Here is a 22,432-nt window from a genome sequence, read left to right as displayed (position 1 = left end):
GTGAGACTTGTCCGCATGACCGAAGGCAACGACCCCACCGCCCGCCCGATCAAGGACGCGTCCACCGTGATGGTGATGCGGGACTCCGATCGCGGACCCGAGGTGTTCGTCGCACGCCGCGTCCGCGGGATGGCGTTCGCCGGCGGCATGACGGTGTTCCCGGGCGGGGGCGTGGACGCCTCGGACGACGATCCGGATGTCGCCTGGTCCGGCCCCGCGCCCGCGTGGTGGGCCGAGCGGTTCGACTGCGACGTGCCTCGAGCGCGCCGGTTGGTGTGCGCGGCGGCGCGGGAGACCTTCGAGGAATGTGGCGTCCTCCTCGCCGACCACCTCGACGGCTCCCCGGTCGCGGACGCCGGCCGGTACCACTCGAGCCGCGAGGAGCTCGAGAGCCACCGGCTGACCTTCAGCGCGTTCCTCGCCGACGAGGATCTCTCACTCGCGGCGGGCAGACTCCGCCCCTACGACCACTGGATCACGCCCTCGGTGGAATCGCGGAGGTACGACACGAGGTTCTTCCTCGCCGCGCTACCGGAGGGACAGGAACCGGATGACCTCACGACCGAGGTCGACCTGACCATGTGGGCCCGCCCCGTCGACCTCCTCGAGGACTTCCGTGCCGGCCGGTCCATGCTCCTCCCCCCGACGTGGACCCAACTCCGCGTCCTCGCCGGGTTCCCCGACGTCGCGGCAGCACTGGACTCCGAGCGCAGGATCGTTCCCGTCCAGCCGGAGGTCGTCGAGCACCGTGGCGGGGTGCGCGTGCGCTTCGACGGTTCGGACGAGTACTGGTCCGACTACCAGGCGGGCCGGCCGGAGGCGGGGAGCTGATCACTCCCACCGGACATCCCGAAGTACCGACGTGCTCGGCTGTGCGGTGGTTGACTGCCACTCATGCGGGATTTCGAGTTCGACGTGGACGCGTCGATCGCTGCCGGGTGGAACCGCTTCGCGACCCGCCTGGCCGGACTACTGCGTGACCTCGTCCCGGGAGCCACGTTCGACCTGGCCGTTCCCGTCCTCGGGTCGCCGTCCACCCGCACCCCGTACGTGCGTTTCACCGCCACCGGCGGCGGCAGCGTCCACGCGGAGGTCTCCGGCGGCGGGTCCGAGGATTCGCCGGAGCCGCTGGGGCCCGTCCGGCTCGAACAACTCATGGCCCTCGGTTGGGCGCTCCGGCGCCCGACCGACCAGGGTGCTCCGGGGGCGGACCTCACGTTCCCGGTAAACCGTGCACCCGAGGTGGCGCACCTGGTCGCCGGCACGATGGAGCGCGTCTTCGGGATCCCCCACCCGGTATTCCTCCATGACGTGTCCGATCCGGAGGACGCGACCGGGGCCGGTTCGGGTGAACCCGTGTCGGCGGACGCCGACTTCCGGTCGCAGCCCATCGCGACCCCGGACGAGGCGACCAGAGCACTACAGTCGGCTCTGTCGGAGGTCTACGAGCGTCGGGTCACACCCGACGAGCATGACGTGTTCACCGTTCCCGCCGGGTGTGTCCTGCTGTTCGTCCGTGCGCACCGCTCGCTCCCCCTCGTCGTGTTCCGGAGCCCACTCGTGTCCTCCGTGGAGGATCCCGCGGCCGCGGAGACCGAGGTCGCGATCCTCAACCGGGACTCGCTGTGGTGCAGGTACGTGTTCGACGGCCAGACGATCTCCGCCGAGGCGGAGTTCGTCGACCGGGTGTTCGTCCCGGTCAACTTCAAGATCCAGTTGGCCGAGATCTCCGCCGAACTCGACGACGTCTACTCGGATCTCGCGCACCGGGTCGCGGGCAGACGATGGCGTGACCTGCGCGCCTCCGATGACCACCGTCCCGGTGAGCAGTAGGATCTGAGACCGTGCCGGGACGGGCCCGGTGTGAGAACTCGCCCCAGGAGCGCCTACATGCGTCGCGCCGTCCTCGCTGCAGTGATCGTGACCGCGGCCGTCTCCACGTCGGGTTGTTCACCGGCCTCCCTGTTCGGCGATGACGACTCCGCGGGCGTCCCCGTCCCGACCGCCCAGCAGTCCGGACCCCTGCCCTCGTCGCAGCAGTTCGACAGGCCGTTCCCCGTGGCCGGAGAATCGTGGGACGCCACCGTGACCCTGTCCGACCTCCGCATCGTGCCCTCGACCACGTACTCGGACGCGGTCGTGGTGGTGGACGTCCGCGCGGTGCAGGCATCCGGTCAGCCGGAACTGGGCCCGGAGGACTTCTCGGCCTTCGACCCGTCGGGGCGACCGTTCGAGCGGATCGAGAACCCCGCGGGGACGGTCGAGGACCCACTCGTGCCCTCGGTTCTGAGCTTTCCCGGCGAGGAGATCCGGGGGATGGTCGCCTGGACGATGCCCCGAGGGAACCGTATCGGGCGCATCGACGTGACCGCCCCGAGGACGATCGGTTCGGTCACCGTGACCCGCCAGCCGGAAGACCCGACCGCCACCTAGGACTCAGGACGATCCCGTGCCCTCGAGATACGTCCATCGACCACCTCTGCGCTCGAACGCCGATCGCTCGCGCATGACACCGGGGCCCTCGGGCCCGACATACCGGGCCTCGAACTCGACGGTCCCGGTCCGGTCGGCGGGGCCACCGGCAACCACGTCGAGGATCGCGAGGCCGGTCCACTCGACGTCACCTGCCTCCACCCGAGCCGGCCGCGTCCGCGGGCTCCAGGTGCGCCAGAGGTGGTCCTCCCGACCCAGAACGAAGGCCGTGTACCGCGATCTCATCAGTTGCTCCGCGGTCTCGGCCGGGACACCATCCTCGACGAGCGGTCCGCAGCAGCGATCGAACGGGCGCCTGCTCCCGCAGGGACATGCGTTCACGTCGCCCTCCTCCGTCCACCCGCATCCGCGATCAGGCTACCCACACGACGACCGGTTATCCTCAAGCCCAGAGATGTCCAGCTTCCGTGCACTGCCCTTCCGGCCCCGGCGACAGCCCGATCCCGACGGCGTCCCCCTACGGGTCCGCTCGTGCCGCGACCTGTGCGAGTGGACGAGGACCCCCGTGGAGCGCCGCGGTGAGCCCATGTTCGCGTGCCGAGGGTGCGGATCCCAGTGGGTCCCGAGCGAGCACTGGACCCCGCGGGACAGCAACGGGGCGGTCCCCCCGGAGGTGTTGGAGATCGTCGCCGCCGAACCATGACCTCGCCGGCTGACCTCTAGGCTGAGACGATGACCACACCCCCTCGATTCCCCGGTCCCGCCGTGAGTTCCGCGACGGTCGACACCGTCCTGCGCCGGGCGGCGGCCCGGTTCCCCGACCGCGTGGCACTCACCTTCGCCGAACGCCGGTGGACCTACGCGGCGCTGGACTCCGCGGTCGACCGGGTGGCCACGACCCTCGCCGGCCAGGGCCTCGAGAACGGCGCCCGGGTTGCCGGCTACGGGGTCAACTCCGATGCCTATCTCATCGGCTTCCTCGCCACCTCCCGCGCCGGGTTCACACACGTGCCCGTCAACTACGCCCTGACCGGCGGCGAACTCGAGTACCTGTTGACCGACTCGGGGGCGTCCCTGGTCCTGGTGGACCCGGCACAGGCCGCCACGTTGTCGGACGTACTCGAGACCATGCCGGGGCTGCGCTCCCTGCCGCTGCTGCCCCGTGAGGGGGAGACCGCGGACGGCACCGTTCTGGGTTCGGCGACGGACGACTCCCCGTGTACCCCGGTGCAGTCCCCCTCCACCGGCGACGATCTGGCCCAACTCCTCTACACCTCGGGGACGACCTCACGCCCCAAGGGCGCGATGATGACCCATTCCGCGCTCGTCCACGAGTACGTGAGCTGCATTCTCGCCCTGGACCTGACCGCGGACGACGAGCCGCTGGTGACCATGCCGCTCTACCACTCGGCCGCGATGCACGTGTTCGCGCTCCCCTACCTCTCCCTGGGGGCGACGGTGCACCTCATGGCCGCCCCGGACATCACCGAGATCCTCCGCCGGGTCGAGGTCGACAGGATCGGCTCGCTCTTCCTCGCGCCGACGGTGTGGGTGCCGTTGGCCTCACATCCGGACCTGGAGTCCCGGGACCTGTCGAGTCTGCGCAAGGCCCAGTACGGCGCCTCGATCATGCCGGTGACGGTGCTCCAGCGCCTGCGCGGCACGTATCCCGACCTCGGGTTCTACAACTGCTTCGGACAGTCGGAGATCGGCCCACTGGCCACCGTCCTGCGCCCGGAGGAGCATGACGCCCGCCCGGCGAGCGCCGGCCGACCGGTGTTCTTCGTGGACGCCCGCGTCGTCGACGAGACGGGCGCAGAGGTCGCGGACGGCGAGCGGGGCGAGGTGGTCTACCGGTCTCCGCAGTTGTGCACGGGTTACTGGAACAAGCCGGACGCCACCGCCGAGGCGTTCCGCGACGGGTGGTTCCACTCCGGCGACCTGGTGGTGCGCGACCCGGAGGGGTTCATCGAGGTCGTCGACCGCATCAAGGACGTCATCAACACCGGTGGTGTCCTCGTGGCGTCCCGGGAGGTCGAGGACGCGGTCTACCAGGATGAGCGCGTGGCGGAGGTGGCCGTGATCGGCACACCGGACGACAAGTGGATCGAGGCCGTCACCGCGATCGTGGTCCTCAGGGACGACGTCCACGCCACCGAATCCGAGATCATCGACGGCACCCGCGCCCATCTCGCGCCGTTCAAGGTGCCGAAGCGGGTCGTCTTCGTGGACGAACTGCCCCGGAACCAGTCGGGCAAGCTCCTCAAGCGGGAACTGCGCCAGTCCTGACACCGGGACCGTGCCCGACCCACCCGGGTCTCCGGCGTCAGCCGATCCTGTCCAGGACCTCCGCGGCCACCACCTCGGGGGCTTGTTCGGGGAGCCAGTGCCCCATGCCCGCCAGCGGGACGAAGCGGTACTCCCCCGCCATCCGGGAGGCGGTGGCCTCGGCACCGGAGCGCCCGATCGCTGGGTCGTCCTCCCCCCACAGATAGGTCGTGGGGACCGACACGTCGGGCAGGTCGTACCGCCGCATCGCGCGGTACCAGTTGAGCGCTCCCGTCAGCCCCGCCCGCGTGCCGACCACCTCGAGGTGCTTGGCGATGAGCTCGTCAGACACGTGCTCGTCGAACATCGCCCGCAGACGTCGGGCTCCGTCCTCGAGCAGGACGTCCTCGGCTTTCCCCTCCTGGCGGAAGAGGGCGAAGTAGGCTGATCGGGCCTGCTGGTCCGGGTCGGACTGCAGAGCCCACGCGAAGGCCGACAGGTGGGGGACGGACACCACCGTCAGGCTCGACACCCGCCCGGGGTGGTGGGCGGCGAGCCACCATGCGACCGATGCCCCCCAGTCGTGGCCGAGCACGTGCACCGTCTCCAGACCGAGATGGTCGACGATCGCCAGGGCGTCCGCGCTCAGGTGCTCGATCGCATAGGCCCCGACGTCGTCCGGGCGTGCACCGGCCGAGTACCCCCGCTGGGCCGGAGCGACGACCCTGAGTCCCTGCTGCGTCAGCACCCCGGCGACCGCCTCCCACTCCCACGGGGATTCCGGGAAGCCGTGCAACGCCAACACGGTCCCGCGCTCGGGCCCGGTGGTACGCCAGTCCAGTACGTCGAGGGTGCCGGCCGGGATGTCGACGGTCATGCTCTGCGGTTCCATGGAGCGGACACTATCTTCTCCGCTGGTTCACCGCGGGCGGCCGCCGCGCGGACTCTCCGCGGACGACCCCGACTGCGCGACCATCGAGCGCCGGTCATGCCAGTCGCGCACCACCCACGTCTCGACCACGAGCGGGTCGACAGCGGCCTCGTTCGCCCACGCGGAGATCACGTCCAGATACCGCTGATACCGGCGTGGCGTCATGCGACCGAGCGAGTCGATCTCGGTCCATCCCGCGTGGACCAGCGTGGCGATCCCGGCCGAATCGACGGGAACGATGGTCTGGTCCGACCACGCCATTCCCAGGGACGACAGATAGAGCGAGGCGAGCGGGAACCCGAGATCGGGCACCCCCCTGCCAGCCCTGCCGTACGGCGCGCCGTTGCGGAGCAGGTTCATGGCCTCCGCCGGGGCGTCCAACCAGTCCGCCACCTCGTGCAGGACCAGGGGATATCCGTGAGGTGACACCGAGCGCCACGCGGAGCGGTCGCGCTCCGGTACACGGAAGTCCGGCAGACCCCTGCGGACGCCCGATCGCTGCGGGTGCCCGGCGAGCCAGGCCGCACACATGTAGAGCGCGACCACGGACTCCTCCAGGCTGCCCCGAGCCCTGCGGCCCGCTGCCCAGAGGTCACTCCTGCGGAGGTATCCGGACCCGGACTCGACCCGGCCGCCGTCGGGCCCACCGGCGACCAGCCGGAGGTCGACCCCTCGCTCCGCCAGCCTGAGGTTCCACAGGTCGAGGTCGACCTCCACGTATTCGTCCGCCACCAGCAGTGCCGGAGGCTGGGCGCGACACCACGTCAGGCACGAAGAGGGGAGATCTGGAACGGGACGGGAACCGGTCGTCGTCATGCCCGCACGGTGTCACGCGGGTACGACAACGCCGGCCCCCTGCGCCTCAGTCCTCGGCGAACGCGTCCAGCGGAGGGCAGGAACACACCAGATTGCGGTCGCCGTACGCGCCGTCGATCCGCCGCACCGCGGGCCAGACCTTGGGGCGCCACTCCGAACCCAGCGGGTAGCCCGCCAGGCTGCGCGGGTAGGCGTGCTCCCACTCGTCGGCGGAGACGCTCTCGGCGGTGTGGGGAGCCCCGCGCAGCGGATTGTCTTCCACGGTCCACTCTCCCGAGGCGACCCGGTCGATCTCGGCGCGGATCGCGGCCATCGCGTCACAGAAGGCATCCAGCTCGGCCAGGTCCTCACTCTCGGTGGGCTCCACCATGAGCGTGTTGGGCACCGGGAAGCTCATCGTGGGCGCGTGGAAACCGTAATCCGCCAGCCTCTTGGCCACGTCGTCGATCGAGATGCCGACCGAGTCGATGAGCGGCCGGAGGTCGAGGATGCACTCGTGCGCCACCCACCCGCCGTCCCCGGAGTACAGCACCGGGAAGTCCGGGCCGATCCGCCGGGCCAGGTAGTTGGCACTCGCGATCGCGGTGAGGGTGGCACGACGCAGCCCGTCCGCGCCCATCATGCGGACGTAGGCCCACGTGATGGGGAGGATCGAGGCGGATCCGAAGGCGGCGGCCGAGACCACCGCGCCCGAACCGAGACCCTCCTCGTAGGGGTGGCCGGGCAGGAACTCGCGCAGGTGCTCGGCCACCGCGACCGGGCCGACCCCGGGACCGCCACCACCGTGCGGGATGCAGAAGGTCTTGTGCAGGTTGAGGTGGCTCACGTCGCCACCGAACCGCCCCGGACGGGCGACACCCACGAGCGCGTTGAGGTTGGCCCCGTCGATGTAGACCTGTCCCCCGGCGTCGTGGACGATCGCGCAGATCTCCTCGATGTCGTGCTCGTACACCCCGTGGGTCGAGGGGTAGGTGATCATGATCGCCGACAGCTCGGCCGCGTGCCGGCCGACCTTCTCGCGGAGATCGTCGACGTCGACGTCCCCGTTGGGTCGACATCCGACGACGACGACCTTCATCCCCGCCATCACCGCGGACGCGGCGTTGGTCCCGTGAGCCGAGGACGGGATGAGGCACACCCTGCGATCCTCGTCGCCGCGGGAGCGGTGGTACTGCCGGATCGCCAGCAGGCCCGCGTACTCCCCCTGGCTGCCCGCGTTGGGCTGCAGACTCACCGCGGCGTAGCCGGTGATGTCGACGAGCCACTGCTCCACGTCGGCCACGAGCCGGCGGATCCCTCGGGTCTGCTCGACCGGTGCGAAGGGGTGGAGGCCCGCGAACTCGGGCCACGTGATGGGCTCCATCTCCGTGGTGGCGTTGAGCTTCATGGTGCAGGAACCCAGCGGGATCATGGTGCGGTCCAGCGCCAGGTCCTTGTCCGCAAGGGCTCGCAGATACCGCAGCATCGCGGTCTCGGTCCGGTACCTGACGAACGCCTCGTGCTGGAGGAAGCGCGAGGTCCGGTCCCCGTAGGCGGGATCGACGAGGATCTCCAGCTGTCCGGCGTCCGCGATGTCGGCGACGTCACCGCCGAACGCTTCGAGGACGAGCGCGAGGTGGTCCCCGGTGGTGGCCTCGTCGCAGGAGACGGACACGTGGTCGTCGTCGACCCTCCACAGGTTCACCCGCCGCTCGGCGGCGGCGGCGAGCACCTCGGAGGCACGGCCGGGCACCCTGGCCAGGACGGTGTCGAAGAAGTCGGCGTGGACGACCTGGACACCCGCGGCGACGAGGCCGTCGGCCAGGACCGCGGCATGGGAATGCACGCGCCGGGCGATCGCCGCCAGGCCCTCCGCTCCGTGGTACGAGGCGTACATCGCGGCGACCACCGCGAGCAGGACCTGAGCGGTGCAGATGTTGGACGTGGCCTTGTCGCGGCGGATGTGCTGCTCGCGGGTCTGCAGCGCCAGCCGGTAGGCCGGCCGACCGTCGGCGTCCGTCGACACGCCCACGAGGCGGCCCGGGAGGTTACGGGCGTGGGCGGTGCGACAGGAGAGGAAGCCGGCGTGGGGGCCACCGAAGCCCATCGGGACACCGAAGCGCTGGGACGAGCCGAAGCAGGCGTCCGCACCCTTGTCCCCGGCCGGGGTGAGGACGGTCGCGGCGAGCAGGTCGACGCCCGCCGCCACGAGGACTCCCCGGTCGTGGCACTGGTCGATCAGCCCGGCGACGTCGGCGACGCGGCCCGAGGCACCCGGCGTCTGCACGAGTGCTCCGAAGAAGTCGCCCTCCGGCAACCCGTCGTCGATCAGGTTCGCGGTGACGATCTCGATACCCAGCGGCTCGGCGCGGGTGGCGAGGATGGCGGCGGTCTGTCCGAAGACGTCCGTGTCGACCGCGAAGCGGGGGCTCTTCGAGGACCGGTTGGCCCTGCGGAGCATCGTCATGGCCTCGGCGGCCGCGGTCCCCTCGTCCAGCATCGAGGCGCCCGCCATGTCCATGCCGGTGAGGTCGGCGACCATGGTCTGGAAGTTGAGAAGAGCCTCGAGTCGGCCCTGGCTGATCTCCGGCTGGTAGGGGGTGTACCCCGTGTACCAGGCGGGGCTCTCAACGACGTTGCGGCGGATCACGGCCGGGGTGAGCGTGTCGTAGTACCCCTGCCCGATCATGGAGACCGCGACCTCGTTCCGGTCGGCGAGCACGCGCAGCGCGGCGAGCGTGTCGGACTCGGACAGGGGCTCGGGCAGCGCGTCGATGCCCGCTGCCCGGCCGTCGGGACCCACCTCGTCGAGGATGACCGACGGGAACGCGCGCTCGGCGAGCTCGTCGAGCGAGTCCACGCCGATGGTCCGCAGGATGTGGGCCAGGCCGTCGGCGTCGGGTCCCAGATGGCGGGCGACGAACTCGCCTCCGGTCCGGGCGGTGTGCGGGGTCGTCGTCACAGGTGCTCCTCGAAGGGCGGGGCCGCCCGGACGGGCGGCCTGCGGGCCGGTGCTACCCTCTCCGCTCTGTCCCCAACCGGCTGACGCCGGCGCCTGAGAGATTCACGGGGCCCACCTGTGGGCCGCGCTTTCCCCGTGGGCGGGTGGTCTGTTCCACCGCTCTCCAGAGGCGTTCGACGACTACACGGTCCGGGTGCCTGAGAGATTCTCGGAGAGGAGTTGCTCCTTCGGCGCCCGCGGTGGATACCGCGGGACTCTCCCGTGAGTCGCGTGAACGCACCGCCGAGTCTAGACGACTCCTCCGATCAGCCCGTACGCCGCGAGGCGCGGGCGCGGCGACGGGCCGCCAACTCGTCCTCGAGGGGCTCGATGACGTCCTCGGCGGAGACGGTCTCGGCGGGGAACTCGGAGATCGACCCGGCGAGCTCCCGCATCGCACCACCGATCCCGATACCGAAGACTCCCTGTCCGCCCTGGAGGAGGTCGAAGACCTCCTCCTTCGAGGTGCACTCGAACACCGTGCGGCCGTCGGAGAAGAGGGTGATGGTGGCCAGGTCCTTCACTCCCCGGGAGCGGATCTGGTCCACGGCCTTCCGGATGTTCTGCAGCGAGATCCCGGTGTCCAGCAGTTGCTTGACGATCTTGAGGACGAGGATGTCTTTGAACGAGTACAGGCGCTGGCTGCCGGACCCGGCGGCGTTGCGGATCGACGGCACCACCAGATCGGTCCGGGCCCAGTAGTCGAGTTGCCGGTAGGTGATGCCGGCGATCTGGCAGGCGATCGGCACGCGGTATCCGCTCGTGCCGTCCGGGATGCCGTCGTCGGGGAACAGTCCCGGTTGCACCTCGTCGAACGTGGCCTGGGTGGCCTCGACGTCGCCTCCGAAGAGACCCTCCGTGTGCGTACCGGTGGAGGACGACTCCGGATCCCGGGTGTGGTCGGCCACGATTGCTCCCTCAAGCTGTGGGGTGCCGCCGCTGTCGCGGGGACACGGTGCCGGACTCTGTCGAGTCCGGATCCTTGAACACGTGAACACCATCGGTGTAGTTCACTGGGAGCAACGCTAGGCCCGCGAGGGTCCGCGATCAATAGGACACGCGGTAAACCTCAACCTCAAGTTGAACTTGAGACCTGGCCGCGACCTGTGCACTGGTGCTGGAGTGGCTCCTGTGGAGACGGAAATACCTGGTCGCAGCGCTCAGGACGTGGGGCCGCCGGGCTCCTGCGGAGCGTCTCCACCACCGAGGAAGTCATCCGGGCTCACCTGGTCGAGGAACTCACGGAACGCCTCCACCTCCTCCTCGCCCTGCTCCACCAGCGAGATCCCGACCTCGTCGAGCACCTCACGGCTGACCAGGACCGGGGACGAGGTCCTCAGTGCCACGGCGACGGCGTCCGACGGCCGGGCTGAGACCCGCGTGCCCTCGAAGACGAGCTCCGCGATGAACGTCCCCTCGGACACCCCCACGATCTCCACCTGCTCGAGTGGATGGGCGAAGGTCTCGAGGAGCGTCGCCACGAGATCGTGGGTCAGCGGCCTGCCCGGCTGCACGCCCTGCTGCTGGAGACTGATCGCGGCGGCCTCGGACGCTCCGATCCAGATCGGGACGTACCGCCCCCCGTCCTTCTCGTGCAGGATCAGTACTGGTGCGTACTCCGGCTCCTCGAAACGGATGCCGACGACGTTCACCTCTCGCATGTTCTTTCCCATGTCCTCCGCCTCTCCCACGGGTCCAGCCTAGCCCCGATCCGTCCCGGGGCGCGTGCGTCAGGACTCCAGCGCGTGCCGGACGGCCACGGTGACGAGCGTGGAGTGCAGAGCGACCGACAGCGCGGCGATCTCCCGGGCCAACTCGGCGGCGCGATCCCGTGCATCCGCGTCGCCCTGCCGTGCCACCGGGCCGGCGATCTGGGTGATGAGGCCCGTCTGCCGGTCGGCGGCCGTCCGGAAGCCCCGCAGATGACGGACGTCCACGCCGTGGCCGGCGAGGTCGTGCGCCGTCCGCGCGACCAGGACCGCCTCCGGGTCGAAGAATCCGCCGGGGCCGGCCACGATGAGCCCGGCGTCCACGAGGGAACCGACGAGCTCCGCGTCCACCCCCGACTGCTCGACCACGTCCTCACGGGTGAGGCGCAGAACGGTGTCGCTGCGGAAATCGTCCGGGGTCGACCCCGGCACACCGTCCCCGCCGGGCCGCGGGAGCAGGGCGGTCGTGGACCCGTCCGCGATCGCGGAGTCGAGCGCCTCCAACTCCTCACGGATCACCTTGAGGGGCAGATACCGGTCGCGCTGCGCCGTGAGGACATAGCGCAACCGTTCACGATCCCCGACGCTGAACCGGCGGTACCCGCTGGCGGTCCGCTCGGGGGTGACCAGTCCTTCGTTCTCGAGGAACCGGACCTTCGACACCGTGAGGTCCGGGAACTCCGGACTCAGGAGTGCGATGACGCCGCCGATGGAGAGGTGTCCCTCCTCGGTGGCGCCGTGTCCGGCGGCTGTCACTGCCCGGGCGTACCCGTCAGGAAGACGAGGCGGAACTTGCCGATCTGGACCTCGTCGCCGTTCGACAACGAGGCGGAGTCCACGGGTTCGCGGTTGACGTACGTCCCGTTCAGGGATCCGACGTCGACGACGTTGAACGTACCGCCCTCGCTCCGGAACTCCGCGTGGCGACGACTCACCGTGACGTCATCGAGGAAGATGTCGCTGTCCGGATGGCGGCCGGCCGACGTGGTGGCCTGGTCCAGGAGGAAACGGGAGCCCGCGTTGGGCCCTCGCTTGACCACCAGGAGCGCCTGCCCCTCGGGCAGTCCCTCGACACCGGTGACGGCGGGCTCGGACTGAGCCGCCTGCTGATCGGACTCGTTGAGAAGCTCCGCGCGGAACACCGAGGTGGTCTCGGCGGTCGCCTCGGGCATGTTCTTGTTCTCGGTCACGTTCGTCTCTCCTCGTCCGAGCCCGGGCGTGGGGCTCACCATGCGGTGCCTGCGATTCTATGTCGGACCGTCCGGCCGCGGGGCCGGGGGCGGTCCCTACCCCTCAGCCCTCCGTGATCTTGGCGTATCCGTCCGAGTCCAGCGTCTGCTCGAGCTGCGTCTCCAGATCGTCGACGTCCGGGATCTCGAGGACGACGATCCACCCCTCACCGTACGGGTCGGAGTTGACCAGCTCGGGCGACGTCTCGAGGGCGGTGTTGACCTCGACGACCTTCCCGCTCAGCGGCGCGTACAGGTCGGAGACGCTCTTGGGCGACTCGACCTCGCCGAACGGTTCACCCGACTCCGTCTCCCCGCCCACGTCCGGGAGCTGGACGAAGACGATGTCACCCAGCTTGGACTGCGCGTACTCGGTGATGCCGATGCGAACTCGGGTGTCGGACACCCGCTCCACCCACTCGTGCTCGTCGGTGTACCGGAGCTGGTCGGGGATGTTCTGGTCACTCACTGACGTGCCCTTCTCGCGTGGCTCACTTGGCGTGTACAACTGGCGACATTACACACCGCCGGACGGCTCCACTGCAGTAGATCCGGGACGGCGCGGGGGCACGGCGCGGGCGATCCTCCAGGCCTGCCACAGGTAGATCGCGCCGCTCCACGAGTAGAGGCCCACACCCCAGTACAGACACGCCTCACCGAGGATCAGGAACGCCTCCCCTCCGGGGACCCCCGCGAACCCGGCGAGAAGCAGTGGGAGGGACCAGAACAGCGCGAACGTGGCGGCCTTGCCCAGGTAGGTGACCTCCGGTTCGATCCCTCTCCGGCGGTACACCGGCACGGTCCCCACCAGCAGCGCGTCCCTGACCAGGAGGACCACCACGACCCAGACGGGGATGTACCCGGCGACGGCGAAGGCCACGGGCACGGCGGCCACCAGGATGCGGTCGGCCAGGGGGTCGAGACGCTCGCCCCAGGTGGATCGCATGTTCCACAGACGTGCGATCTTGCCGTCGAGCCAGTCGGAGACGACCAACGCACCGAGGAGCCACAGCGCCAGGGGCGGGTCGTCCCAGACCAGGATGCTCACCACGAGCACCGGGATCAGGGCGATGCGCGCCAGCGAGATGACATTGGGAAGCGTCCAGAACCTGTCGCTGACCCGGGGGTCACGCGGCGGCGGTTCGTACCCGAGGCCGGGTGGCACCGCGGCGGAGAGGTGTCCGTCGCGCGGTTGCGGGATGCGCGCACCGAGGACCCTGCCCTCGCCGGTCCGCCATTCCCTCAGATCGGTCTCACGCCGTCCCTCCCGCGCCGCACTCATCGGAAGGTCGACATCATCCCGGAGAAGACGTTGCCACCCGCCGCCATCGGGTTGTCGTGGACCATGTAGGTCCACGTCGAGGTGGGCCGCGCCATAGCGTTGGCCACGAGATCCACCCCCGAATCGGTGAACTCGATCTCGGCGAAGGTGGTCTCCGACTCCCGGACGGCGTCCGAGGCGAGGTCTCTGAAGTGGTCGATCGCGATCCGGTGGAACTCGTCGAGAGGGTTCTCCCGACCCAGTGCCCTGAGGTGGATGGACTCGCGGACGTCGTTCATCGTCTCCAGGTGACGGGCCCAGCCCCGGTCGAGATGCCACAGCATGATGTCCCGGCACCCCTGCACCACGGCATTGCGGCCGTGCGCCTCCACGAGTTCGGCACTGCGCGCCGGATCGTGCGCGGTGAGTTCCTCGAACGCCTTCTCCGTGACCAGGAGGGCCGCCCGGCGCTCGGCGAGGATGGCGCGTTGCTCGGCGAGCAGTCTGCTGTACCGCCAGGTGTTGGAGTGGATCGCGAGCATCTGCCCCTCGGTGACGCGCTGCGCGTGGTCGACCGCGTCCCGGCCTCGGTTGCCCTTGAGCAGCCCGCTGATCCTGTCGTGCGAGGTGGGGATCTTCTCGGGCTCCAGGGCCGAGGTCACGACCGGATCGTCCATCGCGGCGAAGAACACCGAGCTACCGGGGTCCCCCTGACGCCCGGCGCGCCCCCGCAGCTGGTTGTCCAGCCTCTCCGTCCGGTGCCGCCCGGTACCCACCACGTGCAGACCGCCGAGTTCGACCACCTCGTCGCGGCGGGATTCGTCGGACCCACCCAGTCTGATGTCCGTGCCGCGGCCCGCCATCTGGGTCGAGACGGTGACGTTGCCCACGTCCCCCGCCTCGGCGATGATGGCCGCCTCCTCCTCGTCGTTCTTGGCGTTGAGCACCACGCACTCCACGCCCTTCTCGGACAGTCGTGCGGCGAGTTCCTCCGACTCCGCGACGTCGTGGGTACCCACGAGCACCGGCTGGCCGGTCGAGTGGACGGCGGCGATGTGCTCGACGACGGCGCGGGTCTTGCTGTCGACGTCGATATACGTTCGATCGGCCTCGTCGACCCGGACGCAGGGGGTGTTCGGGTCGATCTGGGAGACCCCGAGGGAGTAGAACTCACGCAGCTGCGCCCCGGCCGCGAGGGCCGTTCCCGTCATCCCGCACACGCGGTCGTATCGGCCGATGAACGCCTGGACCGTGATGCTGTCGAGGATCTGACCGGCCTCGGAGACGGCGACCCCCTCCTTGGCCTCGACGGCCGCCTGCAGCCCGTCCGGCCACCGTTGCAGTTCGGCGACGCGACCCCGCGAGGCGTTGATCAGCTGGACCCGCCCGTCACGGACGATGTAGTCCACGTCCCGCCTCAGCAGGAAGCACGCGTGGAGTGCGACGTTGACCTGCACCAGCGTCGTGGCGACATGCTCCTCGTCGTAGAGGTCACCGATCCCCAGTTCGCCTTCGATCGCCTCGGCGCCGTCGTCCGTCAGGAAGATGTTGCGCCGTTCGGAGTCGGTCTCGTAGTGGCGGCCCGGTCGCAGTTTCCGGACCGCGGAGAGGATCTCCCCCGTGGGCGCCTCCCCGGAGGTGGACCCGGCGAGCACCAGCGGGACCAACGCCTCGTCGACGAGGACCGAGTCGGCCTCGTCGACCAGAGCGACGTCGGTCGTGGGCGCGATGAGGTCCGCGGGATCGGTGACCAGCTGCTCCCGCAGCACGTCGAAACCGATCTCGGAGACGGACCCGTAGGTGATGTCGCAGGAGTAGGCGCCGCGACGGTCCTCGCGGGACGACGACTCGGTGACGTGACCCACCGTCAGCCCCAGCAGCTCGAACATCGGCCCCATCCACCGCGCGTCCCTGGCCGCGAGATAGTCGTTGACCGAGATGACGTGGACGGTGTGCCCCTGGAGTGCGTAACCCGCCGCCGCGACCGCACCCGAGAGGGTCTTGCCCTCTCCGGTCGCCATCTCCACCACGTCCCCCGCAAACATCCTCAGAGCTCCCTGGAGTTGGACGTCGAACGGCCTCAGTCCGACGGCCCTCGTCGCGGCCTCTCTGGCCAGAGCGAGGAAGCGTGCGAGGTCCTCGGGGGACTCGCCGAAGAGCTGCAGATCGTGGGCGGCGTCCGCGAACTCGGCGTCGTCCATCCCCGAGGCCCAGTCGTCGAACCCGTGGGACGCCTCGACCGCACTCTGCGCGCGCGAGGTGTCCCGGCCCTGGGTGGAGCCCATCAGCTTCCAGAAGCGGTTGGCGAATCCCACGCGTGGAGTCCTTCCCGGTCTACAGAACAGTTGATGCCACCGTACGCAGGGGCTGACGGGGTCGGCGGCGCACCCCGCTGGTCTCCGCGTCAGCGCTCAGGGTCGATCTGTCCGCGCAGCCTGCGCATGGCCTCGGTGGAGAGCATCCGGTCACCGGCGCGTGCGGCCAGGTGCTCGGCCGTGAGGTCGGCGGGACTGGGCGCGTGCACGGTCGACGGAGGCCTCACACCGTGCTCGCGGGCGATGTCGTCGAGCCGCGCGGCCTCCGACACCGCGGCGTCGGCGCGGGTCTCCACCGACTCCACCAGTTCGCGGAACGCGACCGCCCGCTCGACCACCTCGGCCCAGACCTCGTCGATCGCCGCACCCATACCGGTCAGGGTGGTGAACCCCTCACGCGCGGGCGGGACACCCGGCGTCGCCGCCGTCTCCCGCAGCCGGCAGAGGTCTCCGGCGAGCCCCACCACCTCGGTCTCCGCGTCGAACTGCAACCGGATCTCCTCCACCGACCGCCCGCCGCGGACGTAGGCCCGGATGAGTCGGTCGTACAGACCGCCGACCTCCATGAGCATCGCGGTGTACATCTCGGGGAGTCGGCGGTTGTCCGCCCGGATCCGTGGGAGCGAGGGCAACGACTCCACCACTGCCTGGACGCGGTGCGGCAGGACCACCCGCCCCATCTCGCGCTGCCCGTAGGCGGCCGCGGCCGTGCCCAACTCGACCATCGTCCTGGGCACCATCGGCACCGGTGCCCTCGTCGGCGTGGAGGCGAGGGCGTCGAAGAGTCGACCCCGGTCCTCCGGGTCCAGGTGGACCCCGCGCCTGCGGTCTGCGCGGATGTCTTTGATCCGATACGCGAACACACCTGCGCCCCGGGTGAACCCGGTGCGTAGCGAGACGTACCTCCGGTCGAGGTCGGCCAGTCGGGTGCGCAACGCCACCCTCAGGACCGACGGCAACGGGGTGCCCACCAGACGCCTGAGGTCGTGACGTTGTTCCTCGATCACACGCAGCTGGTGGAAGCCGCCGACGGTGGGGAAGGGGAGATTCCGATGGAGTCTCGCGAGCACCACGCTGACGATGCGTGGTTCGACGAGGCCACAGGCCACCAACAGGGCCGCCCGATCGGAGAGTTCTCCGGGTCCCGAGGAGGCCGTGCCCGCGCACAGGTCGTCGACGTGGCGGATCAGGCGGGCACGGGCGTCCTCGCCGTCACCGTCCTGATCGTGACTGGTCATACCCGAGCACCTCTCCCCCGCTCCCACGGTCACCGCCGATGGACTTCATGCTGCCATGATGCCCCCTCCGGGGATCGGATGCCGTCCCGCTCGACCTGAGCGCGGATCCGTCGGCGTGCCACGTGTGGGGTGCTACCGCCGCTCGGGCGCGATCCGTACGACCATCTTCCCGGTGTTGGCGCCGCGCATCATGCCGAGAAACGCGTCCAGTGTTCTCGATGCCGTCGACGACGGTCTCAACTTCCCGACGGACAGCCGCGACGTCGCGTGGATCGTCACCCAGAACTGTCGCAGGAGGCGACTCGCGGCGCTGGTGTGACGCCTGCGCCCGTGAACCCGGGAGAGGCCGTCACCTCACCTGTCGTCGCGTAGTGGCACCCGGACGTCCCCACCCGACTCCTCGGTGATCCGGCGGCCCATCTGCACGTACGTCGGCTCGGAGACGAAGCCCCCGGCGAAGAGCGCCTGTCCCTGTGCGAACGAGGCGGATCGCCGTATCTGGTCTTCGCCGGCGAACCCGAACACCTCCGCGAGCTCCAGGAGGTCCCTGGGCGAGTTGACGCGCATCAGACCAAGGTTGTCGCACTGCGAGAGCACGTTCGGGTGGATCTTGTTCGGACGCTGGGTCGACAGCAGCAACCACAGCCCGAACTTGCGGCCCTCGGCGGCGATCTGGACCAGTTGGCGGGTGAGCGCACGCTCGACATCGTCCTGGGGGTCCGGCGAGCAGATGTTGTGCGCCTCGTCGATCACGACGAGGATCGGACGTCGCTCCTCGCGCCGCGTCCACAGGTGTTCCAGGACGGCCAACGCCGCGACCTTGGATTCGGCCGGGTGTTGGAAGCCTCCGAGATCCAGCACGGTCGCGCGGGGGCGCTCGTCGATGACGTCCACGACGGAGTTCCCACCTCGGGACCACAGATCCCATTCGAGCACCTGGAGGTTCTCCATCCGGTAGGACAGCCGAACCTCCCCAGGGTCGGTCGACGCTCGCATCCGGTCTATCGCGGTCGTGGGGTCGAAGTGCTCCGCGCGGACGTCGGCGTGCAGGAGGACGTTGTACTCCTCGGCGTCCGCGATGGGGTCAAGCTGCATCAGAGCGGCCTTGGACGCCGGGGACAGGTCGAGATACCGGGCGTGCAGACGCTCCCCCGCGCCGGCGGACGAGCGGAACACCCGGATATCCAGCTCTGACAATCGAGCCGAGTCCGCCCGGTCGGCGTCCTCCCGCGACTCGGGTAGCCGGACGAAGTCGGCGTTGGGGTCCAGGACGACCATCGGGAGTTCGGTGTGCAGGAGCAACTGTTCGAGCACGACCCCCAGCGCGTAGGTCTTCCCGCTGCCGCTCTGACCGCACCAGAAGGTGTGACGGTTGAAACGACTGGCGTCGAGCCGGGCCGGGACGTCCGGAGCGCCCACCGCGCTGCCGATCGTGATCTCGGTCATCGTCACCCCTCATGAGCGCTCTGGTGGAGGAGATCCCATCTAAACACCGGCGTGTAGCCCCGAGGCGCGAAATGAGACAGGGCGGTCTCCCTCGTGGAAGACCGCCCTGCTCGTGTGTTGTGTCGGGCTGACAGGATTCGAACCTGCGACCCCTTGACCCCCAGTCAAGTGCGCTACCAAGCTGCGCCACAGCCCGCCCGCCACCGCGTCTCGCGCGGCGACTGGATCAGACTAGCGCACGCCTGTGGAAGCGCTCCAATCGCCTGGTCACTTGCGCTGTCGACGCTCCTTGACGCGCACGTTCACCCGGACCGGGGAGCCGTCGAAGCCGAAGGTCTCGCGCAGCCGCCGCTCCAGGAACCGCCGGTAGCCGGCCTCCAGGAATCCGGTGGAGAAGAACACGAACGTGGGGGGCCGGGTGGTGGCCTGCGTACAGAAGCGGATCCGCGGGAGCTTCCCGCCCCGCATCGGCGGCGGGGTGGCGGCCACGACCTCGCTCATCCACGTGTTGAGGGGACCGGTGGGGATGCGCTTGTCCCAGGAGTCGAGTGCGCCCTCCATCGCCGGCACCAGCTTGGCCAGGGCACGGCCCGTGGTGGCCGAGATGTTCACCCGGTACGCCCACGTGAGGATCTTGGACAGCTCCCTGTCGATCTCCTTGTCCAGGTCGTACCGGCGGTCCTCGTCCACCAGGTCCCACTTGTTGAAGGCGATCACCAACGCCCGACCGGCATCGGCGACCATGGAGATGACCCGCAGGTCCTGTTCCGTGATCGGTTCGGAGGCGTCCAGCAGCAGCACCACGACCTCGGCGGCCTCGATGGCACCACGGGTGCGGAGCGAGGCGTAGTACTCGTGCCCGTAGGCCTGGTTGACCTTCCTCCGCAGACCGGCGGTGTCCACGAAGCGCCAGGTCTTGCCGCCCAACTCGACGAGCGAGTCCACCGGGTCGACGGTGGTGCCCGCGACGTTGTCGACCACCGACCTCTCCTCGCCGGTGAGCTTGTTGAGCAGGCTCGACTTGCCGACGTTGGGCTTGCCGACCAGCGCCACGCGCCGCGGCACGTCGGTCGTCTCACGCATCCGGGCCTTGGAGGGCAGCCGGCGGAGGATCTCGTCGAGCAGGTCTGCGGTGCCGCGGCCGTGTGCGGCGGAGATGGCGTAGGGCTGGTCGAGGCCCAGCCCCCAGAACTCGGCCGACTGCAGCTCGGCCTTCTCGCTGTCGACCTTGTTGACCGCCAGGATCACGGGGGTGTCCGAGCGGCGCAGGCTCTTGGCCACGGTCTCGTCCGCCGAGGTGATGCCCACGTTCCCGTCGCACACCAGGACGATGAGGTCGGCGGTGCCCATGGCGATCTCGGCCTGCTGCGCGATGGAGCGGTGCATGCCCTTGGCGTCCTGCTCCCACCCACCGGTGTCCTGCACCATGAAGGTGCGGCCGTTCCACAGGGCTTCATAGGAGACGCGGTCCCGGGTCACCCCGGGGACGTCCTCCACCACGGCCTCGCGACGACCGATGATCCGGTTGACCAGCGTGGACTTGCCCACATTGGGCCGTCCCACGATGGCGACGGTGGGCAGGATCTCCACCCCGTCGATCTCGGCGCCGATCTCGTCGGCCCACTCCTCGGCCACGGCGTCCCAGTCCGTGTCGTCGTTCCACGCGTCCTCGACGGTCTCCTCGACCGGACCCGTGGGGAGGTCGAAGTCCTCGTTGCTGCTCACTGTGTGTTCCCTTCTGCGGCGTCGCCGTGCGACGCGTCGGCGCCCTCCGCGAGTGCGACCAACCGGTCGAGCACCTCGTCGAGGGTGAGGTCTGAGGTGTCGATGACGATCGCGTCCTCGGCCGGCCGGAGCGGGCTCGCGGCGCGGGTGGAGTCCTTGCGGTCCCGCTCGATCACCGCGGCCAGCACCTCGTCGTAGTCGGCGTCACGGCCGGCGGCGCGATCCTGTTCGGTCCGGCGCCGGGCCCGGATCTCCGGGCTCGCGGTGAGATAGACCTTCACCTCGGCGTCGGGGAGCACCACCGTGCCGATGTCGCGGCCCTCGAGGACGACCGTGCCACCTCCGGAGGCCAGGCGACGCTGGAGCCCGACCAGGTTGGCCCGGACCTCCGGGACGGCGGAGACCGCCGAGACGCCCGCGGTGACACGGGCGGTGCGGATCTCGTCGCTCACGTCCTCGCCGGCGAGGAGGATCCGCTCGGATCCCGCGTCGGTGCCGATCTCCATCGGCAGATCGGCGGACGTGGCGATCACCGCGGCGGCGTCCTCCGGGTCGATCCCGGCGCGCAGAACCTGCAGCGTGGCCACCCGGTACATCGCACCGGTGTCGAGGTACGCCCCACCGAGCCGCTCGGCGAGCGTCCGGGCGAGCGTCGACTTGCCGGTACCGGCGGGACCGTCGATCGCGATCCGTCGCCGCGGGACGCCGGCGGGTCCGGCCGGCGCGCTCACAGGCCCACCGCGGAGTAGAGATCCGAGACCTCTTTACGGTTGAGCTTCCGGAAACTCCCCGCGCGCTGGTCGCCCAGCGCGACGGCGCCGAAGCGGATCCGCACCAGCGACTCGACGGGATACCCGACCTCGTCGAGGATCCGGCGGACGATGTGCTTACGCCCCTCGTGGAGCACCACCTTGACCAGCGAGCGTCCCTCGTGGACGTCGACGATCGCGAACTGGTCGACCTTGGCCGGGCCGTCCTCGAGCTCGATGCCCTCGCGTAGCTTCTTGCCGACGCCCTTGCCGACGACCCCCGTCACGGTGGCCATGTAGGTCTTGGACACCTCGTAGGACGGGTGCATCAGACGGTGCGAGAGCTCGCCGTCGTTCGTCACCAACAGCAGCCCCTCGGTGTCGGCGTCCAGGCGGCCCACGTGGAAGAGCCGCTGTCCGGCGTCGACCCGGTCGGCGACCAGGTCGCCCACACAGGGCCGGCCCATGTCGTCCGACATGGTGGTGTGGTACCCGCGGGGCTTGTTCAGCGCCAGGTAGACTAGGTCGTCGTCGAGGACGATCCGGGTGCCGTCCACGCGGATCACCGCCGTGGTGGGATCGACCTTGACGCCCATCTCGCGCACGATCTTCCCGTTGACCTCCACCCGCCCTCGGGCGATGAGGTCCTCCGAGGCCCTGCGGGAGGCGATCCCGGCCTGTGCCAGGATCTTCTGGAGGCGGACCGGTGAGCCGTCTCGGCCAGCGGACTCAGTCATGAGTGCGTCACATCTCTTCGTTCTGGTGTTCATGGGCGGGGTCGGGCGCAGCGGTTCTGCGCCGCCCCAGGGGTATCCGCGGGTCCTCCGCGGGATCGTCGCTCATCTCGTCGACCAGGTCGACATCCGGCAGCAACGGGGCGATGTCCGGGAGCTCGTCGAGCGACGTCAGCCCCAATCTTTCCAGAAATAGCTCCGTGGTCCTATACAGGATGCCCCCGGTGTCCGTATCGGTGCCGCATTCCACGGCCAGACCGCGGGCCACGAGGGTCCGCATCACGCCGTCCACGTTGACCCCGCGGACGGCCGCCACGCGCGACCGTGTGACGGGTTGCCGGTAGGCGATCACTGCGAGGGTCTCGAGTGCCGCCCGGGTGAGGGTGGACCGGGTGCCGTCGGTGAGGAGGCGCTCCACGTACGGCGCGAACTCCCGACGCGTGTAGAGGCGCCACCCCTCGTCGGTCCGCCTCAGATCGATCCCGCTGCCCACCCTCGTGAGGTCGTCCCGCCACGCCCGCAGCTCGGCCGCCACCTCCGCGGGCGTCGAGCCCGCCGCCGCCGCCAGGGCTCCCTCGGCGGTCGGCTGGTCCACGAA

The 22,432-nt window shown here is 69.9% G+C and carries 22 protein-coding genes, 1 tRNA gene, 1 pseudogene and 1 riboswitch; of the genes and pseudogenes, 5 read left to right on the top strand and 19 right to left on the bottom strand.

Features of this window, described 5'->3' with window-relative positions:
- Positions 1 to 15: 15 nt before the first annotated feature.
- The 3 genes from G6017_RS05925 (at position 16) to G6017_RS05915 (ending at position 2,433) form a co-directional block, all read left to right on the top strand.
- Positions 16 to 831 carry an NUDIX hydrolase gene (locus G6017_RS05925; RefSeq protein WP_182616409.1) on the top strand — a complete coding sequence of 272 codons (816 nt, stop codon included), beginning with the start codon at positions 16 to 18 and terminating at the stop codon, positions 829 to 831.
- Positions 832 to 894: 63 nt separating this feature from the next.
- Complete coding sequence (locus tag G6017_RS05920; protein WP_182616407.1) at positions 895 to 1,833, top strand: TY-Chap domain-containing protein; 939 nt, start codon at positions 895 to 897, stop codon at positions 1,831 to 1,833.
- Positions 1,834 to 1,890: 57 nt separating this feature from the next.
- Positions 1,891 to 2,433, top strand: coding sequence for a hypothetical protein (locus G6017_RS05915; protein WP_095719006.1), 543 nt, complete (start codon positions 1,891 to 1,893; stop codon positions 2,431 to 2,433).
- A gap of 3 nt (positions 2,434 to 2,436) precedes the next feature.
- Here G6017_RS05915 and G6017_RS05910 read toward each other — a convergent pair whose 3' ends face one another.
- Together G6017_RS05910 and G6017_RS17295 are read right to left on the bottom strand one after the other, a co-directional pair.
- The gene (locus tag G6017_RS05910) at positions 2,437 to 2,721 is read right to left on the bottom strand and encodes a YchJ family protein (RefSeq protein ID WP_277815223.1); all 285 of its coding nucleotides are present in this window, start codon (positions 2,719 to 2,721) and stop codon (positions 2,437 to 2,439) included.
- A 39-nt stretch (positions 2,722 to 2,760) separates the two neighbouring features.
- Positions 2,761 to 2,814: pseudogene (locus G6017_RS17295) on the bottom strand (SEC-C metal-binding domain-containing protein); the annotation flags it as partial.
- 351 nt (positions 2,815 to 3,165) lie between these two features.
- Here G6017_RS17295 and G6017_RS05905 point away from each other — a divergent pair.
- A complete protein-coding gene (locus G6017_RS05905) occupies positions 3,166 to 4,722 on the top strand; it encodes a fatty acyl-CoA synthetase (protein WP_182616404.1) in 1,557 nt (518 codons plus the stop codon).
- Positions 4,723 to 4,759: 37 nt separating this feature from the next.
- Here G6017_RS05905 and G6017_RS05900 read toward each other — a convergent pair whose 3' ends face one another.
- The 11 genes from G6017_RS05900 to G6017_RS05850 all read right to left on the bottom strand — a co-directional run bounded on the left by G6017_RS05900 (position 4,760) and on the right by G6017_RS05850 (position 17,180).
- Positions 4,760 to 5,593, bottom strand: coding sequence for an alpha/beta fold hydrolase (locus G6017_RS05900; protein ID WP_179525194.1), 834 nt, complete (start codon positions 5,591 to 5,593; stop codon positions 4,760 to 4,762).
- A gap of 27 nt (positions 5,594 to 5,620) precedes the next feature.
- Positions 5,621 to 6,364 carry an 8-oxoguanine DNA glycosylase OGG fold protein gene (locus G6017_RS05895; protein WP_347237951.1) on the bottom strand — a complete coding sequence of 248 codons (744 nt, stop codon included), beginning with the start codon at positions 6,362 to 6,364 and terminating at the stop codon, positions 5,621 to 5,623.
- 130 nt (positions 6,365 to 6,494) lie between these two features.
- A complete protein-coding gene (gene gcvP / locus G6017_RS05890; RefSeq protein WP_182616400.1) occupies positions 6,495 to 9,389 on the bottom strand; it encodes an aminomethyl-transferring glycine dehydrogenase in 2,895 nt (964 codons plus the stop codon).
- A 175-nt stretch (positions 9,390 to 9,564) separates the two neighbouring features.
- Positions 9,565 to 9,661: riboswitch (glycine riboswitch) on the bottom strand.
- A gap of 33 nt (positions 9,662 to 9,694) precedes the next feature.
- Positions 9,695 to 10,336 carry a MerR family transcriptional regulator gene (locus G6017_RS05885; RefSeq protein ID WP_095718999.1) on the bottom strand — a complete coding sequence of 214 codons (642 nt, stop codon included), beginning with the start codon at positions 10,334 to 10,336 and terminating at the stop codon, positions 9,695 to 9,697.
- Between the two features lie 252 nt (positions 10,337 to 10,588).
- Positions 10,589 to 11,089, bottom strand: a complete 501-nt coding sequence (locus G6017_RS05880; RefSeq protein ID WP_095719041.1) for a bifunctional nuclease family protein — start codon at positions 11,087 to 11,089, stop codon at positions 10,589 to 10,591.
- 69 nt (positions 11,090 to 11,158) lie between these two features.
- The gene (gene ftsR / locus G6017_RS05875) at positions 11,159 to 11,893 is read right to left on the bottom strand and encodes a transcriptional regulator FtsR (RefSeq protein WP_095718998.1); all 735 of its coding nucleotides are present in this window, start codon (positions 11,891 to 11,893) and stop codon (positions 11,159 to 11,161) included.
- On the bottom strand, positions 11,890 to 12,309 hold the full coding sequence (odhI, locus tag G6017_RS05870; protein ID WP_176475132.1) for an oxoglutarate dehydrogenase inhibitor Odhl: 420 nt from the start codon (positions 12,307 to 12,309) through the stop codon (positions 11,890 to 11,892). The genes ftsR and odhI overlap by 4 nt, the downstream gene beginning before the upstream one ends.
- 121 nt (positions 12,310 to 12,430) lie before the next feature.
- Positions 12,431 to 12,835 (bottom strand): glycine cleavage system protein GcvH, encoded by a 405-nt coding sequence (gene gcvH, locus G6017_RS05865; RefSeq protein WP_095718996.1) that lies wholly within the window; start codon positions 12,833 to 12,835, stop codon positions 12,431 to 12,433.
- Between the two features lie 48 nt (positions 12,836 to 12,883).
- Entirely contained in the window at positions 12,884 to 13,648 is a 765-nt protein-coding gene (locus G6017_RS05860; RefSeq protein WP_095718995.1) for a CDP-alcohol phosphatidyltransferase family protein, read from the bottom strand.
- On the bottom strand, positions 13,645 to 15,942 hold the full coding sequence (secA2, locus tag G6017_RS05855) for an accessory Sec system translocase SecA2 (RefSeq protein WP_182616398.1): 2,298 nt from the start codon (positions 15,940 to 15,942) through the stop codon (positions 13,645 to 13,647). Before secA2 ends, G6017_RS05860 begins: the two co-directional genes overlap by 4 nt.
- A gap of 89 nt (positions 15,943 to 16,031) precedes the next feature.
- Positions 16,032 to 17,180 carry a hypothetical protein gene (locus tag G6017_RS05850; RefSeq protein WP_182616396.1) on the bottom strand — a complete coding sequence of 383 codons (1,149 nt, stop codon included), beginning with the start codon at positions 17,178 to 17,180 and terminating at the stop codon, positions 16,032 to 16,034.
- A 115-nt stretch (positions 17,181 to 17,295) separates the two neighbouring features.
- Here G6017_RS05850 and G6017_RS05845 point away from each other — a divergent pair, with 115 nt between their 5' ends.
- The gene (locus G6017_RS05845) at positions 17,296 to 17,499 is read left to right on the top strand and encodes a hypothetical protein (RefSeq protein ID WP_182616394.1); all 204 of its coding nucleotides are present in this window, start codon (positions 17,296 to 17,298) and stop codon (positions 17,497 to 17,499) included.
- A 35-nt stretch (positions 17,500 to 17,534) separates the two neighbouring features.
- Here G6017_RS05845 and G6017_RS05840 read toward each other — a convergent pair whose 3' ends face one another.
- The 6 genes from G6017_RS05840 to scpB form a co-directional block, all read right to left on the bottom strand.
- Positions 17,535 to 18,626: an ATP-binding protein gene (locus G6017_RS05840; protein WP_182609315.1), complete on the bottom strand. Its 1,092-nt coding sequence runs from the start codon at positions 18,624 to 18,626 to the stop codon at positions 17,535 to 17,537.
- Between the two features lie 122 nt (positions 18,627 to 18,748).
- A tRNA-Pro gene (locus G6017_RS05835) sits at positions 18,749 to 18,822 on the bottom strand.
- Positions 18,823 to 18,893: 71 nt separating this feature from the next.
- Positions 18,894 to 20,351 carry a ribosome biogenesis GTPase Der gene (der, locus tag G6017_RS05830; protein ID WP_095719359.1) on the bottom strand — a complete coding sequence of 486 codons (1,458 nt, stop codon included), beginning with the start codon at positions 20,349 to 20,351 and terminating at the stop codon, positions 18,894 to 18,896.
- Complete coding sequence (cmk, locus tag G6017_RS05825; RefSeq protein ID WP_095719360.1) at positions 20,348 to 21,082, bottom strand: (d)CMP kinase; 735 nt, start codon at positions 21,080 to 21,082, stop codon at positions 20,348 to 20,350. Before cmk ends, der begins: the two co-directional genes overlap by 4 nt.
- On the bottom strand, positions 21,079 to 21,837 hold the full coding sequence (locus G6017_RS05820) for a pseudouridine synthase (protein WP_182609316.1): 759 nt from the start codon (positions 21,835 to 21,837) through the stop codon (positions 21,079 to 21,081). Before G6017_RS05820 ends, cmk begins: the two co-directional genes overlap by 4 nt.
- A 7-nt stretch (positions 21,838 to 21,844) precedes the next feature.
- Positions 21,845 to 22,432 (bottom strand): SMC-Scp complex subunit ScpB (scpB, locus tag G6017_RS05815; RefSeq protein WP_182616392.1); only part of this gene is annotated, 588 nt, incomplete at its 5' end.

The organism is Dietzia sp. B44, assembly GCF_014145245.1.
In the GTDB taxonomy this organism is placed as follows: Bacteria; Actinomycetota; Actinomycetes; order Mycobacteriales; family Mycobacteriaceae; genus Dietzia; species Dietzia natronolimnaea.
This window is presented reverse-complemented; position numbering and strand designations above follow the sequence as displayed.